The following is a 17,850-nucleotide window of genomic DNA, read 5'->3' as shown; positions in this document are numbered from 1 at the left end:
GCCAGTAGAGCCGTTGGAGATTCATTTTTGGCAAATTCTACCGTTCCCGGGCTCTTAACTTCTCCAATCACACTTACTCTAACTGGTTCGTATATTGGGACATAAACGAAAGAACCATCCTCCAGGCTCAAATCCAGGGCCTTTCCAAGGAGTATTGGGTCGACGCTCACTGTGGTTGTTCTTCCAAAGGGATCAGTAATCTGGATCTTGTTGCCTAGAGCCAGTGGGGTCATTCCACCAGCTCGAGCAAGGAGAGTTGTCAGAGTGACTTTGTCTCCGGGCTCAAAAAGCACCAATCCTGGATTGTTTACGGCACCAACCACAAAAACCTGGCGCACTACATCTGGATAGACAACTATCGATCCTGGCGACAGGATCATATCGTTGTCTTTGAGATCCGAGATTTGCCGTTCTCTCTTTGATCCATCTGGAAGGATTACAGTAACCCTGCCACTTGAATCAAAGTCAAGCTGATTCTGTTTTGCGAGGGCAGTCCTCAATGTGATTTCCTCGTTACTTGCGAAATCAACTCTTCCGCCTTTCTCTCTAGAAATCACATAGACAAATCTGCCGAAAATCTCCGGAACATATATTATTGTGCCGCTCGCTATCTGTGGGTCCTGCGTGGAACCTCCAAGTATCTCCTGAAGATCAAGCCTTCTTCTCCCACTCACATCGACAATTTCGATCTCCTTGGTTAGAGGGTCGGTCAGACCGCCCGATATGGCAATAAGTTTAGTTAACGTAGGATTTGTCTCTTCACGATTTATTAGCTTCATCCCCGGTTCTCTGACTCCACCCAAAATGTATACATACTTCGAATCCATTTCAGGAACAAAAATTGTGGCTCCGTCAGGAATGGCGGGAATAGGATCACTCGAAAGATCTTCCACTGAATAAGTAACTGTTGAAGCAGACTTAGAGTCAATTACTGCAATATTGTATCTGTCGGCCAGATCGGTAATGCCACCTGCGGCAGCTATTACTGTCGAGAGATTGAAAGGTATGCCTGGCTTCAGGGTGACCGTACCGGGATTTCGCACCTGTCCTAGCACATTTGCCACATTGCTCGCCTGAGGATAGAAGATTACACTTCCAGTTTCCAGTTCCCGATCGGAGTTTCTAAGAGAACTGACCGGAATCTCAAACTTGTCACCTTCTGGCGAAATGACCAGAATTTCTTTTTCTGATGAAATTTCTACAAGATTCAGTTTTGCAAGAGCATTTCTTAGAGTGATACTCTCTCCTGCTGAAAAATCAACTTTTCCACCACTCGCTTCCGAGATTACATAGACAAACCTATTATCAATCCTTGGAACATAGATCAAGTCATCATATTTGATTGAAAGGTCTTTAGAAGAACCTCTTAGAACTTCATCAAGATCAATTTCGGCAGCATCAGATCCTGATAGAACCTGTATAGAAGAAATGTCGGCATTCTGTGTGAAACCTCCACTTGCGCTGATCGCACGGGTTAACAGAAGGTCATCTTTGTCAAGCTCAACTTTCCCCGGCCTTCCCACCTCTCCGAATACATATATCCAGGTACTGGTATCGGGAACTATTACAATCGAACCAGTTTCAAGGCTATAGTCGTCAAAAGATAGTCTGGAAGCCGATAAAACTTGACTCTTCCCTGATGCGTCAATAATTGAAATGTCCTTGTCTGAGCTGAGATTAAGCAGATTCATTTTCGCCAACAAGTTCCTGAGAGTGAAGGACTCCTTCTCGCCAAAGTCGACTCTTCCTCCCTCTGTCGAAGAGATGACGTATACGTATCGTTGTTCCTTTTCCTTGACATGAACTATTGACTGAGGACTTAGAATCAGAGAACTCTTTGTTGATTCTTCAATAGAGAACAATCTCGTCCCGGACTCCGTAATTAACTCAACCATACCTGCGCTCTCGGTAACTCCGCCGGACTTGGCTATTGCCTTTCCAAGAGTGATTTCTTCGAAGTTAGCAAATGACATTGACCCGGGATTCATAATCTCGCCAGTGACGAACACGTTCTTCTCTCCGCGAGGCAAGATTATCATCGATCCTGGCTCCAGTTCAACATCTTCTCCCTGTGAGTACTCTAATCTTTCTCCTGAAGGTTCTACCACAATTATCGAATCTTGATTTGAGGGATCGTAAAGATCGACCTTCACCAGTGCGCTTAGCAGGGAGAGTTTTTCGTCTGTGCTGAACTCCACTTTTCCTCCAAATGATGCAGAGGCGATGTACACAAATCGTTCTTGTTGACGAGGAACGAATATCGTATCACCAGGATTCAAGGTAATGTCCTCGACAGAACCGCCAAAGAGAGAACTGACTTCTACTGATTCAGGTATTGCAAGGCCAATCCTCAAAATGTATAGTTCATCAGAAGCTGTTTGTCTGAGTCCGCCAACTTTACCAATCGCCTGCAATAGAGTGAGTTTCTCATGATAGGGAATAGATGCTGGATTATTGAACTCACCCAGGAGTTTTACGGATTTTGAGGAGGAATCATTTGCAATGACTATACTCCCTGCCGGCAACTGGATGTCTTTGCTTCTTCCGGAGAGAATCGCGTTCAGGTTTATGGCGGCAGTGTTATCTTCAATATCATCACTGATTAAGAGGATCTCTTCAGTATCGGCCTCCTCTGTCAATCCTCCTGACTTAGCAATCACTTGGGTCAGGGTTATTCCGGGGTTGAACTTCACAAGAGAAGGAGACCTAAATTCACCCATAGTCATTATCCACGCCCGAGCGCCGGCAGGTACGAATAGAGTTGAACCTTCAGGTAGTCTTTCTGTCAGAGCCGCTCCACCATACAGAATCGAAGAAAGATCAATTTGCTTTCTAGACCCATCCTTTCCTACAACAAACGAAGAAGAAAGATCCGCACCATCTCCTAGGCCACCGGCAAGCGCCAGGAGTTGGGAAATCCCAATGGTGGTATCATGCCATTCTATGGCTCCGGGTTTGCTAACTTCACCGAGAACATAGAACATGAAAGGAGCAAATGATTTCACTGATACTGTAACTTGTGGCTTTGATGTCAATATACCCTGGCTGAGAAACTGTGATGACAACAATGACTGGATTTCTTCAAGGGTCTTTCCAAGCAACACAACATTTCCAAGCGGGGGCACAGAAGCAGAACCGTCTGGCCCCACAAGGATTTCGCTGGAAAGATCAGCGGAACCATAAACAGAAACTGTCAAGAGGTCGCCCGGTCTAACCGAGTATCCAAACAGGGAGACCGTAAGCAATAACAGGATCAGAAGTGAGATAATTCTCACACGCATATGACTTCCTCCTTCTATTACTATCATTTAATCTCGCCGAGAAGCTTTTCGACCAACGATTTGAGTTCCGAAAAATCAGGAGACTTAACTACGTAGGCGTCAGCAGCCCAGGAAGATAGATCGTGCTTATAATGAGTATAGGCGGTGAGAAGCACAATTTTCTTCTCCGGGTATTGCTTGCGTATCGTTCCGGCAAGTTCGAGGCCACTGATTCCTTGCATTTCAATGTCAATAGTTATCAGATCGAACGAAGTATCAAGATTGAGAATTCCTATTGCTTCTTCAGCACTGCTGGCGTTTGCCACTTCAAAGCCTGACTCCTCAAGTTCTTCTTCAAGAAGCAGTCTCATGTTCTTTTCATCTTCAACTATCAGTATCCTTTTCAAGTTCAAACCTCCCAAATTTCTTAGTCGGTAAAGTGAAGGTGAAAATCGTTCCTTCTATTCCGCTAGAGGCATGGATCTCTCCCCCGTGTTCCTCAACGATCTTCTTGCATATAGAAAGCCCGAGACCCGTGCCTAAAGTCTTCGTTGTGAAGAAGGGTTCAAAGATTCGCTTCAGAGTCTCTTCAGGGATAATATTCCCACCGTTCTTGGCCGAGAAATAAACGTACTCAACCTTTCTCTCTAGAGTGATGAGAACTTGCCCGGCTTTCTCCGAGGCCTCAATAGCATTCTGAACAAGATTGATTATAACCTGTTTAATCCTATCTTTATTCCCGTAATATTCAATTCTATCTTCTTTAGCGTATAGGACAAGTTTAACATTTTCTCTCGAGGCTTTTTCTTCAAAACCGGCCAGTATCTCACGTGTGACAGAAACAAGATCAAACTCTTCTTCGGAAGGTCTGATATTTCTTCTGGAAATTTCCAGTACTTCTCCTACTATACCGTCCAGCCTCTGAAGTTCATCCATGAGGATCCTTGCATATTCTTCGGTTTTCTCCCTGTTTGAGGAGGACAGTATTCTCTTCACAAAACCACCGATTATTGTTATTGGATTTCTGATTTCATGGGCTACTTTTGCCGACATTTCGCCCAATGCGGCAAGCTTCTCTCTTCTCTTGAGCTCTTGTTCGAGTTTTCTTCTCCTGGTAATGTCATCCAGCGATAGAATTACTCCGGTCAGCCTCTTCCGCTTTTCTTCTCTCAAAGGGGTAATTCGAACATCAAAATGTTTCTCGCCAAAAGCGTCGAAATGTTGATCCGTTAACGTAATTGTCTCTCCAATTCTTATAGCATCAGAGAGCAGGTCAATAATACTACCAAGTTTTGTTCGAATTGATCGAATGCTCTTTCCGATTAGTTCTTCCCTACTCAGGTCCAGAAGGAACTCTGCTGTTCTGTTTAGTTCGGTTATTTCACCTTCTACAGAACAGACTATTATCGCAGACTCGAGAGACTGCAGTATGCTTGAAACAAACTTACGGTAGTAATTAGACAGGTTTCGCTCCTTCTCCAGACTCTCAGCCATTTGAAGAATTCTCTTATAATTTTCTGTCAACTCCAGGGCTACTCCTGTACTATCGGCAAGCAGCCCAAGGATTTCCATATCTGCACTGCTGATTTTCTTTCCGGAATCATTGTTGTCAACTACCAAAACTCCTAGGACGTCCTCTTCGCCGGCTACTGGTGCAATCAAATATTCATCGGTTCCAATTATTCTATTCATAAGAGCCAACTCATCGATTCTCAATCTCAACATCTCAGGTGTTACATGAACCATCTTCTTTCTAAGGACTACTCTCTCCAAAATCAGATTTCCTGGATACGGGATTGAACCCATTTGTCTGCTATCGTCAGCGTCATATGGCTTAAGAGAAGCGTCCTGAAGATATCTGGAAAGGTCGCTGTATACAGATTTCTCATGTTCGCTATTCTTTCTCCCAGAAGAAACTCTGGTTTCTGAAACAAGCAGGGAACGGACAGTATCTACTCTGAAAAATGCCGCCCTGTCGAATTTCAGCCCAGAAACATCGGTTGCACCTACTAAGAGAATTCTGACTACTCTTTCTCGATCAAGGCTTCGTTTCATCGCGTCGGTTATTTTATGAAGTACGCTAAGCTTGAAAAGTTGCTCCTTCTGCTCACTTATAAGTTCTTCGTGCTTCTTTCCAAGTTGTCTAAGTTTTCTAACCTCTAGCTCTAATCTTGAAGTAAGCTTTATTTTGCTTATCGCGACGGCCATCCTTCTGCTGATATCGTCAAGCATCTTCAAGTCTTCTTTATCGAGATGTTTGTAGGCCCTGAATTCTCCTTCGATTTCCTCCCTGTCTGCCGCAATTATTAGTCCAACAAGAGCTCCTTCAACCGTAAGGGGGATTCCAATGAATGAGCCAACCGAAATCTCTTCTCTGAAAATCAATGATGAAATTGCTGACTTCCTTGCTGAGACGAATAGTCTCTCGTGAGAGAGCAAATCGAGCTGTTCCTCAGAGATCTCAACCTCAATTCCTCTGAGAGGGTTTGTGCCTTCACCTATGGCGGCTCTTAAGAGAAATCTGGTCTCGACTTTTTCGAGGAAGAAGATCCACCTAACCCTCAGCATTTCTCTTGCAATCTCGAGAGATTTGTAGATCAGCTCTTCCGAATGAGTTTCCGTTTCAAGAACCGAAGTCAATCTAGATACGAGTTTCAGCCTCCTGTATCCCTCTTCTTCGGCTGATCTCTTGAGAGAATAGTATAATGCTAGTTCGAGTTCCTTAATCCAGACTTTAAGTGAGTCCTTAACTTCGGAGCTAGAAGAAAGGAGGAGCAGGCCAAGCGGTTCATTACTGTAAGAAAGGTGTATTAGCTCAACCCGCTCCTCTTGTTCTCCAAGATGGGAAGATATGATGACATTCTTCTCGTCTACGAGATTCTCCGTCGTCTTTCTGAGAAAGTCATTGTTACTCAACTTTATCTCTCTGCCCGTTCGTGAAAGACCATCTCTCGGATCAACTTCCTTGAATACGTCGCGGTACTTTTCCAAAATGAACAGAAATGCATCGGAAGAGACTTCTGAAGAAATTCTCCTGAGAATTCTCTTTATTAATTCATCGGCTGAAATCTCAAAGCTAGATCTCTTCAGTTCTACCACCACTCTTTTCTAGGAAGGTTTTCATCGATTCCATGTGTTCAACATGACTTCCGTTCCAATAAACCTGACCGCAGCGTGTACATCTGCAAAACCTATCTTTCGTGAGTGCCACGTATTCCGGAACGTCAGCCAAATCTTCTGGAGACGCCTCAACTAGCATTCCATTGCACTTCGAACACCTGCTCAAGAAGTCCACATTGTTTGCATCTATCTTAAACCTCTGAATTACTGATCTCAGTTGTGATCTCCAGTTTTCAGATTTGATGAGAAAGCACCTAATCTTGTGCTTCCATGCGATCTCCATTGACTTCTTGCTCTTTGTCAGAAACACTTCTCTATCTCTTGATGCTTCGCCTATTTCGCTTCTAGTACAAATCTCGGTATCAAACCCCAAGAGTCGAAGTTTCTTCGCCAGCTTTGTTAAAGAATCTTCGACAAGAAACTTCATTGTCTCACCAATATTGAGAATACAATGCCTGCATATTCTCTTTGATCAACAAGATGGAACAACGAGGAAAGTTCCAACACATATTCCTTCTCTCTATCTGAAGTTTCGACTATCAATTGACCCCGATTGCTTATGAGTTCGGGGTTTTGGTTTAGAACAGCAAGGAGAGGTTCGATATATTCTTCATCGAAGGGAGGGTCAGCAAATACTGTGTCAGCGCACAAGCCCTTTTTAACAAGCGATGGGATCGCTCTGCGGAAATCGGCACAAACGATCCTAAGATTCATTGAAGAATCTAGCTCATTCTTATTATCAAGAATCAAGTTGCACGCTTTCTTCGACACATCGACTGATATTGCATTTAAAGCGCCTCTGCTAATTGCTTCAAAGGACATAATTCCGCTTCCAGCAAATAGATCAATGAAGGATTTCGAAGTTACATCCACAATGTCGAAGAGAGCTTTCCTTGCCGATTGTGGTGTATATCTGGTATTTCTTCTGGCCGTTGTTTTTATCGATCTTCTAGCCCACTTTCCTCCTGTTATTGTCAACATATCATCCGACCTCTATCAGATTTATCTTTTCTGAATAGACTCTTTCCATCTCAATTCGTAAAGAGCCATGTTTGGAGAGTTCTGGATCCTCGTCAATCAGCTTTTTTGCGTCTTCTCTAGCCTTGAATAGCAGATCTCTGTCAGCAACTATGTCCCCAATTCTAAATTGGGGAATTCCATGCTGTTTCAGACCAAGGAACTCTCCGGGTCCTCTTAGCTTCAGATCAAGCTCTGCAACGTCAAATCCACTTGAAGTGGATGCAAATTCCCTTAGCCTTTTAAGAGCTTCTTCTGAAATTGCGCGATTCATAACCATTACGCAGATCGACTTGAGGCTGCTTCTTCCTACCCGTCCTCTAAGCTGGTGCAGTTGTGCCATTCCGAATCTTTCAGGGTGTTCTATTACCATTACCGTCGCCGAGGGCACGTCAATTCCGACTTCAACAACCGTTGTTGAAACAAGAATCATGCTCTTTTTCGTTCTGAATCTCTGCATTATCTCTTGTTTCTCGGTGTCGGTAAATCTTCCGTGGAGCAATTCAACCCCCACTCCTGGGAAAAAGTGGTCCCTAAGCCTTGCGGCTTCGTCTGTTGCATTCTTGAGATCGACTTGTTCTGATTCTTCAACGAGAGGATATATGAAGAAGACCTGATGTCCCATTTTCAGTTCATCTGAGATGAAAGAGTATAACTCTCTCAACCTGCTTCTGGCAAGCAGAATTGTTCTCACCGGTGTTCTTCCTTTCGGCATAGTTAGAATAGTTGAAATATCGAGATCTCCATAAGCCGTTAGGGCAAGAGTTCTTGGAATTGGAGTGGCAGTCATTACAAGACTATCGAGAAGACTTCCCTTAGATGTCAGACTTTCTCTCTGCTTCACTCCGAATCTGTGTTGCTCGTCGACTACTACGAGTCCGAGATTCTTGAATTCCACACCCTCCTGAATGAGAGAATGTGTACCAATAACCAAGTCTGTTTCTCCAGTAATCATCGAGTTTCTAACAGAGTCTTGTTCATTTCTTTTCATTGAACCGGTCAACATCGCTACTTCAATTCCAATAGGTGATAGATCACGTTTGATTTTCTCGTAATGCTGCATCGCCAAGACCGAAGTTGGAACCATGAGAGCGCTCTGGTAACCAGCTTCATAATTGTCTACAATTGCCAGTTCTGCGACAAGAGTCTTTCCAGAACCGACATCGCCTTGAAGCAATCTACCCATAGGAAAAGAGGCTCTCATGTCTTCCCTGATCTCGTTGAAGGCTTTTACCTGGTCTTCCGTCAACTCAAAGGGTAGTGATTGAATCAACCTCTTGGCAAGAACCCCGCTGATGTCTTTCGAAAGGCCTTTATACCGGTTTTGAATCTGCCTTTTTCTATGAAGTATTGCAGCTTGGAATACGAAGAACTCTTCATATGCCAGAGTCTCGCGTGCTTTTCTTATTTCGAACTGGCTCTTTGGAAAATGAATTGAAACAAAGGCATGTTTCCTATCAAGAAGGTTTCTGCTCTTCACAAAAGGAAGCGGGACCAGATTATCCAGTGATCTAACTAGTCCCAGGTTGCGCTTTATTACTTTTCTCATCATCTTCATTGAGATCCCTGAAGTCAGAGAATAGACCGGGAGAATCTCTCTTGGTACCTCTCCTTCAACTTCCTCAATTTCCGGGGAGTTCATCTCCAGGGGTCCAAAAGGAGTCTTCTTTGCCAATCCATGAATTAGATACTCACGCTCCTTCTTGAGCTTTTGAAGAATATAGTCCTGATTGAACCATTTCAAAAGAAGTTGACCAAAGCCGTCACTCGCTACGGCTGAGATAATCGTGTATCCCGAGACCTTCTTGACTGAGAAATTCAAGATTCGACCTTTCACGCTTACCTTGCAATCAGGAACTATTGAGGAAATAGAGACAATTATCCTGCGATCTTCGTAGTCTCTTGGAAAGTAGTGAATCAGATCTCCGATTGTTTCAATATCCATTCTCTTAAGTATTTTTGATCTTGCTTCGCCAACAGAATATGCGAATTTGATCGGAGTTGAGTGAGAAACAGGTCTGCCAAGAAGGGTTTCGATTTCTTCGACTGAACGCAAGAGAAAGATCTTTCTCAGTTTCTCAATCATTTCAAGACCGTTTCTCAATCTTCTGAACTTGCGATCATCCGATAGGTTGTCAATTCTGGAGAAGTATGAAGCAAATCTCGAAAAGTAATCCTCAAGCGAGGAATAAGAAGAAAGCTCTTCCTTATCCACTAACGAAATGAGATGTCTTAATTCAGGGAGAAGACTTCCTTCCTTCTTCCCCGTCAAAGAAGCCTGAAATAGGTCTTCGCATCTATCGAGGAATTGCTCGAAGAGCATTACTGTATTTCTTTCTCCCCGTAGCACGCCAACCCAAATACTGCAGGGCCACTGTGGCAAGCGATTGTCGGCCAGATTCTCCCGGTTATAAGTTCAATATCTCTTCTTGCAATGCCCAAATTCATCTCAATGGTTTCGATAGTCCTCTCCGTTGTTTCTTTCATTACTCCTAAATATTCTTCGCCTCCATAGATTGAGTACAGAGCTATCGACCTTCTTCTCTTCTCAAGAAACTCAACGATATTTGAGACCATCTCTTCTTGCAGTTTTTTCATTCCCCTAAGTTTGGCTATGGGACTTATGAAACCTTCTTCATCCACTGAAAGAATCGGCTTTATGTTAAGAAGAGTTCCTGCGAGCCCCTGAGCCCTTCCTATTCTGCCGTTCTTAATAAGATACTTGAGAGTTGGCACACTGAATTCCATGAATGTGTCATCAATAACGCCGGGTACTCTTTTCATGACATCGTCGATTTTCAATCCAGACTCGGCCAGTTCGATCAATCGTCTTGCAACCAGATGCGCCCCTATGGAGACCTTCTTTGTGTCTACCACATGTACTTCAAGTCCTTCAACCATCTTCGATGCCAATATGCAAGTATCGTAAAGGCCAGACATCTTCGAAGAAAAGTGAATATCTAGAAGTTCCGTAAATCCCCTGGATTTTATATCATTGTAATATTCAAGGACTTGGCCAAGAGGCGGTTGCGCTGTGTGAAACTCCCTGGAACTGTCGACAACTCTGTAGAAGACATTTTCCATGAAATCAAACTCGTCGTTATATTCAATATCATCGATGATTACTTTCATTCCCATGAAGAAGAGTTTGTGGGACTGAATGAATTCTCTCGTGGGTGCACAACCGGAATCAATGGATATTGCTATCAAATCTTTCACCTGCCTTCGGCGAATATTATCTCTTCTTTCTCCCCGTTGCCAACTCTCACACACCATCTACCGTCAATCAGGTCAGTTTCGAGCGAATAACCGTTTATTACAACAGCCAGTGGCTCCCCGCAATCTGCACTGAACTCAAGAAGCTTCTTTGCGGAAGCTCTTACTCCTCTTATAATCGAAGCTTCTAACATCAACTGAGTATTCTTTCGATTTGAACTAACTACACTCAATGCGAAGAGAGAAGTTATAGTACAAATGCTCAGAAGCAACACAGCGAGAACTAGTGTAACGATGTTGCCTTTCTTCATTATTCACCTTTCAAGCAACCCACATAAGGAAGATTTCTATATACTTCGTCATAATCAAGTCCGTAGCCGATTATAAACTGATCACCAATCCTTTCTCCAGTGAAATCAATTTTCACTCCGTGATCGTGAATAGTCTTCTCAAACAGAGATACGAGCTTAACGTCTGCAGGTTTCTGTTTCCAGATGTAGTTGATTATGTACCTGAGTGTTCCGCCCGTATCGACTATGTCTTCCACCAATAGAACATAACGGTCAGTAACCGATTCATCCACCCAGGTTTTCACACGTATTCTTCCGGTTGTTGAAGCCCCGGAATAACTGGAAACATGGACGAAGTTATATCGTACTTTAAGATCAATCCTTTTCAAAAGATCACTGTAAAAATGCACCGACCCTTTCAGAATGCAAACGGCTGTTATCTCATCTGTTATTGGAGAATAGTAATCATTAATTTTCTCAGCAAGTCCATCAACAATTCTCTTCAGTTTTTCTTCAGAGTATAGAACTTCGATTTTAGCGGGGTCAAAGTGCATTTCCTTCACCTCCGGGAGTCACGATAATTATACCATCGCAAAAAGGGGATGAAACGATTGTCTTCGTTGAAGGCTCAAGATGGAAATATTGGGCGAATTGAGTTAGAATGCTTTTTGTGAACTGATTACGATCCGGCCCGGTAACACGACGGATTTATTGAGCGGAGCGATGTTATGAATCTCCATTACCTTAAAAACTATCTTGACGTTACTGAATTTGATCTGCCTCTGAAATTCAGTCGTATCTTTGGAAGAGATAATGCTGTCTTTCTAGAAGTAGGATTTGGCAGTGGTGAATTTCTTGTCCAGAAGGCGGTTGAGAATCCCGAAGTAGACTTTCTGGGAGTCGAGCTTTCTATGATAAGTGCTGAAAAGCTATTGAAGTCACTGGCCAGAAATTCTCTTGAGAATGTTCGGGTACTTCTTATCGATGCATCCTTTGCCTTGGTTAATATAATTCCTCCCGATTCGATTTCGGGATTATATATGAACTTCCCGTGTCCGTGGCCAAAGAAAAGGCATTCAAGCCGGCGCCTAAATGACACTGCCTTTGTGCAGAGAATTGCCGCTGTCCTTAAGCCGGACGGGTTCTTTCAACTGTTTTCCGACTCAGAAGAGTTCGTATACGAGATGATGTTGAGTGTGAATAGAACGAAGTTATTTGACACTCTAACCCTTGAAGAAAATCCATCATCTGGGGCAGAAACCAGGTACGAAAAAAAATGGTTGTCGATGGAGAAAAAGATCTTCAGGTTTTACTGTAGGAGAAACGAAAGAGTAGTCAATATTGAAGAGGACGTGGTTCATGTGTCACATCTGTGGCTGAAAGAAATCGATGAAACTCAACTCGGTAGGCTTATTGGAGAAGACTTTTCGAGAGACGAGGTTTTTGTGAAGTTTCTGGGAGTATATAGAAGTCTGGAGAGTGAGGCTTTCCTGATCGAAACCTTGTCGGTTGATAGAGGCTTCTCCCAGAGATTCAACATAAATCTTTCCAGGAGAGAAGCAGGATGGCTAATTCAGCTAGACAGTCAGCTAAGACCGATCAGAACTAAGGCGGTGAGACTCGCTGTGAAGAAGCTTTCCAGTTTTATCGGAAAGGACCAGTTTGAAGTGGAACGTCAGTCAAGTCGAAACTCTCAGCAAGAATCTGGACAATGAATCTCGCTGGCTTTTGCACTCGGCAAGGTAAGCCGATACAAAGAAGACGGGGCGCTGCGCCCCGTCAGGAATGCAGCGATTATAGCCTCTTGAAGAGCAAAGAAGCATTGTGACCACCAAAGCCAAACGAGTTTTTCATTGCAAAATTTATGGCTTTTTCAACCCCATAATTGGGGGTGTAGTTAAGATCACATTCTGGGTCTGGATTAGAGTAGTTTATAGTGGGCGGCACAAAGGAGTTCTTCATCGAGAGAAATGTCGCTACCGATTCGATAGCTCCAGCGGCACCCAGGGCGTGACCGGCCATGGACTTTGTAGAACTAATATTTAGGCTTTCTCTCGCTCCGTAAAGTCGCTTGATCGCTCTAGTTTCTATTACGTCATTTAGCGGAGTCGAAGTACCGTGAGCGTTAATGTAGTCAACTTCTGAGGGGTCAATGCAAGCATCTTTTAGAGCCATTTTCATTGCTCTATACGCTCCATCTCCAGATTCCTCCGGCGAAGTTATATGAAACGCATCGTCAGTAGAACCGTAGCCGACGATTTCCCCGTAGATTCTCGCTCCTCGACTCAAAGCGTGCTCATACTCCTCGATTATTAGTGTTGCAGAACCCTCAGCCATGACAAATCCATCGCGTTTACTATCGAATGGTCTAGAAGCCGATTCAGGGGTTCCTCGTGAAAGGGCAGTCATATTCGAGAATCCGGCAAGAGCAAGAGGTGTAATCGTCGCTTCCGTACCGCCGGTCATTGCGATGTCAAGAATTCCACTTTTGATCAGCCGGGTTGCTTCGCCGATTGCATTTGTCCCAGAAGCACAGGCAGTTGAGATGGTGAAATTGGTTCCCTTAAGACCGAAACGGATCGCAAGAAGGCCTGGAGCCATATTTGCGATCGTCATTGGTATCAAGAATGGAGTAATTCTAGAAGGACCTTTGTCCATGAGAATCAGATGCTGATCTTCAATTACGTCCATTCCACCTAGTCCCACACCGTAGATTACTCCTGCCATCTCCGGGTCAAAAAGGTATCCTTCTAGGCCTGAGTCAGTGTAAGCCTCGCTGGCGCTTGCAATAGCCAGCTGGACAAACCTAGAAGTTCTCTTGGCTTCTCTTTTCTCCATATAGGAAGTTGGGTCGAAATTCCTAACTCTGCCAGCGACTTTCGATCCAAATTCTGAGACATCAAATGTGTCAATCCAATCAATTCCCGATCTTCCCGACTTCAGGGACTCCCAGAACTCTTCCAGGTTGCTTCCGATAGAGCTCATAATGCCCATGCCCGTTACTACAACTCTTCTCATTTTACTTAGTTTCCAGTGAAAGTATAAAGCCAACTACGTCGTCAATTGTCTTGAAACTGGCAGTTTGGCTATCGCTTATCTGGATGTCAAATTTGTCTTCCAGCTCCATTACCAGATCCACTAGATCAAGCGAGTCTGCGCCAAGATCCTCTATGAATCTAGAATTCCCCTTGATCTCACCTGCCTCGATCCCCAGATTGTCTGCAACGATTGATATAACCCTTTCTTGGATAGTCGACGTTCCTTCCATTAAACTCACCTCTCATCGAAAAAATTAGTCTAGTTAACAATTTCCTGGAATTCTTTCAGTGCTTCAAGGCTTTCACTGTCTGTAGTATTTACAGTAATACTCCTGTCAATCTTCTTCATGAATCCGCTGAGAACCTTTCCCGGACCTACCTCAATGAATTTGTCAGTACCCAGCTGAATCATCCTTCTTATCGATTGATCCCACCTAACGGGGCTATATGTCTGAGAAATTAACAGCTCCTTTATCTCGTGCGGATCTTCGGGGAAGAGATCACCGGTTACATTAGAGACCACTGGGATCTTCGGGGGGCTTACCTTGACACCGTCAAGGAACTCTCTCAAGACCTCTCCTACAGGCTGTAAGAATCGACTATGGAAAGGCGCACTTACCGAAAGCTCTACGCATCTCTTTGCACCTTCTCTTTTAGAACTTTCCATTACGACTTTCACTTTCTCTGCGAGGCCAGAGACTACCACCTGTCCCGGACAGTTGTAGTTCGCAACTATTACTTCCTCGTTCGATGAAGTCTCTGAGCAAATCCTTTCAACGACTTCATCTTGCAGACCGATTATCGCCGCCATACTTCCCGCACCTGGAGAAATGGTATCTTGCATGGCCATTCCCCTCAACCTTACAAGGCGTAGAGCATCGGCGTATTCAAGTGACCCAGCTATTGTAAGTGCTGTGAATTCACCAAGGGATAAACCAGCAACAATGTCGGGTTTCGCTCCAATTTCCCCAAGGATGTCTGAAAGAGCTACGCTAAGAGAAAGGATGGCCGGCTGAGCATTTTGAGTCAGTGTTAGCTCTCTCTCCGGACCCTCAAGCATCATTTTCAGTAAATCAAATCCCAGCATCCGACCTGAGATTCCAAGGAATTCTTTGATTTGAGCGCTTTCCTCGCAAAAAGCACTTCCCATACCCACATACTGACTTCCCTGTCCAGGAAATATCCATGCTACCATTCTGCGATCCCTCCCAGGTGGCCGATGACTTCTTCGGCCTCTTCAATGATTGATTCGATTAGTTTGCTCACACTTAATACTTCCCTTATCAAGCCGCTAGACTGACCGGCCATCAGAGAGCCTGAATTGAGATCACCTTCTTTAGCGGCTCTTTTAAGCGCACCAACGGCCACTTTTTCAATTTCCTCGAATCCCTCGCCTCTTTTCTCAAGCTCTTCTATGTATCTTGTGAGTCTGTTTCTGAAGGCTCTAACAGGATGGCCGTTTGCACTTCCCGTGACGACTGTATCGAGTTCGCTTGATGATAGAATTTTCTCTTTGTAGCGAAGGTGTGCCGAACACTCGGACGTGCAAATAAACCTTGTTCCCATTTGAACTCCACTGGCACCCAGGGCAAGTGCCGCAACGAATCCTCTTCCATCGGCAATACCTCCCGCTGCGATGACTGGAATCTGTGTTGCAGAAGAAACGGCCGGAACGAGAACCATGGATGTCACTTTCCCAATATGACCGCCTGCTTCCATTCCTTCAGCGATTACCGCATCAACTCCCTGCAGCTCCAATCTCTTGGCGAGTCCAGCAGAAGCAACAACGGGGATCACTTTTACACCTGCAGACTTTAGCTCATCTATGAAACGAGAAGGACTTCCTGCTCCAGTAGTCACAACCGGAACCTTCTCTTTGCGAACTATTTCCATCTGTTCTTCAGCATAGGGGGAAAGCAACATGATGTTCACTCCAAAAGGATTGGAGGTCAGTTTTCTCACCTCGTGAATTTCGACAAGCAGCTCCTCAGAGGAGAGGCTGCCTCCAGCAATAATGCCCAATCCGCCAGCATTTGAAACTGCTGCGGCCAGAGTGCGGTCTGCAACCCAGGCCATTCCTCCTTGGAGTATCGGATATTTGATTTCGAGTAACTCGGTCAATGATTGTCTCTTCTGTCTCAAAATTGATCCTCCTGGCACGAAAATGCTAAATTTTTATGAGCAATGCCATACCAGGGACAAAAACGCAATCTCAGTACGGATATCGAACCCTATTCGATTCATCAGTCCGGAAATCAAACGGGAGGTGATTTATGAAAGATAAGGAGTTTGTGAAGAGTAAAATCCCGCACCGTGATCCCTTTCTTCTAGTTGACGGTGTAACTTATATTGGTGATAGTGAGATCAGGGCCTACAGGGACCTGTCTGAAGATGACCCCATTTTTGAAGGTCACTTTCCTGGGAATCCAGTTTATCCTGGGGTCTTAATGATTGAGGGTATTGCTCAGACAGCAGGGATTCTTCTGCTGGAGCCGAAAAAAACTCCGCTGTTCGCCGGAATTGAGCATGCTCGGTTCAAGGAAATAGTGCAGCCGCCGTGCAGACTGGAATACAATGTGAGAGTAATCGGAAAGAAGATGAACATTGTGAAAATAGAGGGAGTCGCTTATGTTGAAGGGAAACCTTGCGCCAGAGCTACACTTCTTGTTTCTTCATTATGATTTTGGAAAGAAAAAACCCCTGTGCTATAATCTAGGCGTTAATCCTGCACAGGGGATTAAAGGGGGTAAGCCGTCACCTTTACCGGGTGGCGGCATTTTCACTTTAGAACTGGAAAGAAGCTACGAATCTAACGCCATTTCTGTAGGCAAAGAATGCTACGTAATCTCCCTTCTTGATCTTCTCGGCAGATGCCTTGAAACCGTTCGCATTCTCGATCGGTTCCTGATTTCCGTTTATGCTCAGACGGGTGATCACATCATCTTTGCTTATCCCGAGTCTGTAGGTTATTCCTTCTGAATCAACCTTTCTCACAACTACGCCTTTGAATTCTGAAGGCAGTCCAAGCCGTTCTCTGTCTTCAGGGGTTATGTCGGAAACGGAGACTCCCAAAGAGCTTTCAAAGGTCTCAGATTCCTCGATGTCATCGAGTGAAGAGGATTCACTCTCTTGAGAAAGCGATCCCAGAACGACCGTTAGCACGATTCTCTCTCCAAATCTATCGATTGTGATCTTCACCTCTGAACCGGCCGGGTAATTTAGAACGGCGGCCCTCAATTCAGAGGAATTTGTGATCTCTAGATTCTCAAAACCGATGATAACGTCTTGAGGTTTCACTCCAGCCTTCTCCGCTGCAGAGTCCGGGACTACGTCGGTAATGAGAGCACCGCTATCGACTTTTAGTCCAAGCGATCTGGAGATGGCCTCTGTGACAGTATCCATGTAGACCCCAAGATAGGCTCTCTGAACCGATCCTGTTTCAATTATCGAATCAACGAATCTCAGGGCTACATCTATAGGTATAGCAAAGCCCAGTGAAGTTCCCACGTCTGAGGAGATTATGGCGGTGTTGATCCCAATAACCTGACCGTGGATATTCAGCAAAGGGCCTCCACTGTTGCCAGGATTAATTGCCGCATCCGTCTGTATCAAATTCGAGTAGACTCCGTTCCCATCAGGTTTTGGCAACTGCCTTCCAACTGCACTGATTACACCAAGCGTAACAGTGTGTTTCAGTCCGAAAGGATTTCCGATTGCAACTGCCCATTCCCCTATCCTAAGTGAGTTGGATTCACCGAGCTCCACTATTGGAAGATCAATCCCATCGGGATCAATCTTAATAACAGCGATGTCCAACTCAGCATCTCCGCCAATGTACTTTGCCGGATAGGAGTTTCCATCGAGCATAGACACTGTGATTTTTTCGGCGCCAGAAACAACATGTTCGTT

Annotated in this window: 16 protein-coding genes; 2 read left to right on the top strand and 14 right to left on the bottom strand. The window is 44.5% G+C overall.

Going from position 1 to position 17,850, the window contains the following annotated elements; translation table 11 throughout:
* The 9 genes from ENN47_02510 to hpt all read right to left on the bottom strand — a co-directional run.
* Nucleotides 1–3,281 (bottom strand): polysaccharide export protein (locus ENN47_02510; protein ID HDP77059.1); only part of this gene is annotated, 3,281 nt, incomplete at its 3' end.
* 23 nt (nucleotides 3,282–3,304) lie between these two features.
* Complete coding sequence (locus tag ENN47_02505) at nucleotides 3,305–3,667, bottom strand: response regulator (GenBank protein HDP77058.1); 363 nt, start codon at nucleotides 3,665–3,667, stop codon at nucleotides 3,305–3,307.
* A complete protein-coding gene (locus tag ENN47_02500) occupies nucleotides 3,645–6,350 on the bottom strand; it encodes a PAS domain S-box protein (protein ID HDP77057.1) in 2,706 nt (901 codons plus the stop codon). Before ENN47_02500 ends, ENN47_02505 begins: the two co-directional genes overlap by 23 nt.
* Nucleotides 6,337–6,807 carry a hypothetical protein gene (locus ENN47_02495; protein HDP77056.1) on the bottom strand — a complete coding sequence of 157 codons (471 nt, stop codon included), beginning with the start codon at nucleotides 6,805–6,807 and terminating at the stop codon, nucleotides 6,337–6,339. The genes ENN47_02500 and ENN47_02495 overlap by 14 nt, the downstream gene beginning before the upstream one ends.
* Entirely contained in the window at nucleotides 6,804–7,361 is a 558-nt protein-coding gene (locus ENN47_02490; GenBank protein HDP77055.1) for a hypothetical protein, read from the bottom strand. The genes ENN47_02495 and ENN47_02490 overlap by 4 nt, the downstream gene beginning before the upstream one ends.
* Before the next feature lies 1 nt (nucleotide 7,362).
* Nucleotides 7,363–9,720 carry an ATP-dependent DNA helicase RecG gene (gene recG, locus ENN47_02485; protein ID HDP77054.1) on the bottom strand — a complete coding sequence of 786 codons (2,358 nt, stop codon included), beginning with the start codon at nucleotides 9,718–9,720 and terminating at the stop codon, nucleotides 7,363–7,365.
* On the bottom strand, nucleotides 9,720–10,616 hold the full coding sequence (locus tag ENN47_02480; protein HDP77053.1) for a DegV family protein: 897 nt from the start codon (nucleotides 10,614–10,616) through the stop codon (nucleotides 9,720–9,722). The genes recG and ENN47_02480 overlap by 1 nt, the downstream gene beginning before the upstream one ends.
* Nucleotides 10,613–10,924 carry a hypothetical protein gene (locus ENN47_02475; protein ID HDP77052.1) on the bottom strand — a complete coding sequence of 104 codons (312 nt, stop codon included), beginning with the start codon at nucleotides 10,922–10,924 and terminating at the stop codon, nucleotides 10,613–10,615. Before ENN47_02475 ends, ENN47_02480 begins: the two co-directional genes overlap by 4 nt.
* Nucleotides 10,924–11,457, bottom strand: a complete 534-nt coding sequence (gene hpt / locus ENN47_02470; protein ID HDP77051.1) for a hypoxanthine phosphoribosyltransferase — start codon at nucleotides 11,455–11,457, stop codon at nucleotides 10,924–10,926. Before hpt ends, ENN47_02475 begins: the two co-directional genes overlap by 1 nt.
* Before the next feature lie 174 nt (nucleotides 11,458–11,631).
* Here hpt and trmB point away from each other — a divergent pair, with 174 nt between their 5' ends.
* Entirely contained in the window at nucleotides 11,632–12,618 is a 987-nt protein-coding gene (trmB, locus tag ENN47_02465; protein ID HDP77050.1) for a tRNA (guanosine(46)-N7)-methyltransferase TrmB, read from the top strand.
* A 79-nt stretch (nucleotides 12,619–12,697) separates the two neighbouring features.
* On the opposite strand, the gene fabF is transcribed toward trmB, so the two are convergent.
* From fabF to fabK, 4 genes are read right to left on the bottom strand one after another with little or no spacing between them, the layout of a single operon-like run.
* On the bottom strand, nucleotides 12,698–13,921 hold the full coding sequence (fabF, locus tag ENN47_02460) for a beta-ketoacyl-[acyl-carrier-protein] synthase II (protein HDP77049.1): 1,224 nt from the start codon (nucleotides 13,919–13,921) through the stop codon (nucleotides 12,698–12,700).
* Between the two features lies 1 nt (nucleotide 13,922).
* A complete protein-coding gene (gene acpP / locus ENN47_02455) occupies nucleotides 13,923–14,171 on the bottom strand; it encodes an acyl carrier protein (protein ID HDP77048.1) in 249 nt (82 codons plus the stop codon).
* 29 nt (nucleotides 14,172–14,200) lie between these two features.
* On the bottom strand, nucleotides 14,201–15,136 hold the full coding sequence (fabD, locus tag ENN47_02450; GenBank protein ID HDP77047.1) for a [acyl-carrier-protein] S-malonyltransferase: 936 nt from the start codon (nucleotides 15,134–15,136) through the stop codon (nucleotides 14,201–14,203).
* Nucleotides 15,130–16,083, bottom strand: coding sequence for an enoyl-[acyl-carrier-protein] reductase FabK (gene fabK, locus ENN47_02445; GenBank protein HDP77046.1), 954 nt, complete (start codon nucleotides 16,081–16,083; stop codon nucleotides 15,130–15,132). Before fabK ends, fabD begins: the two co-directional genes overlap by 7 nt.
* Nucleotides 16,084–16,214: 131 nt before the next feature.
* On the opposite strand from fabK, the gene fabZ reads away from it, so the two are divergent.
* Nucleotides 16,215–16,622, top strand: coding sequence for a 3-hydroxyacyl-ACP dehydratase FabZ (gene fabZ / locus ENN47_02440; GenBank protein HDP77045.1), 408 nt, complete (start codon nucleotides 16,215–16,217; stop codon nucleotides 16,620–16,622).
* 103 nt (nucleotides 16,623–16,725) lie between these two features.
* Here fabZ and ENN47_02435 read toward each other — a convergent pair.
* The coding region (locus ENN47_02435) for a PDZ domain-containing protein (protein HDP77044.1) at nucleotides 16,726–17,850 on the bottom strand (1,125 nt) is incomplete at its 5' end.

Source organism: Mesotoga infera (assembly GCA_011045915.1).
Taxonomy (GTDB): domain Bacteria; phylum Thermotogota; class Thermotogae; order Petrotogales; family Kosmotogaceae; genus Mesotoga; species Mesotoga infera_D.
The sequence above is the reverse complement of the archived record's forward strand: the minus strand, read 5'-3'. Positions and strand labels throughout refer to the sequence as shown.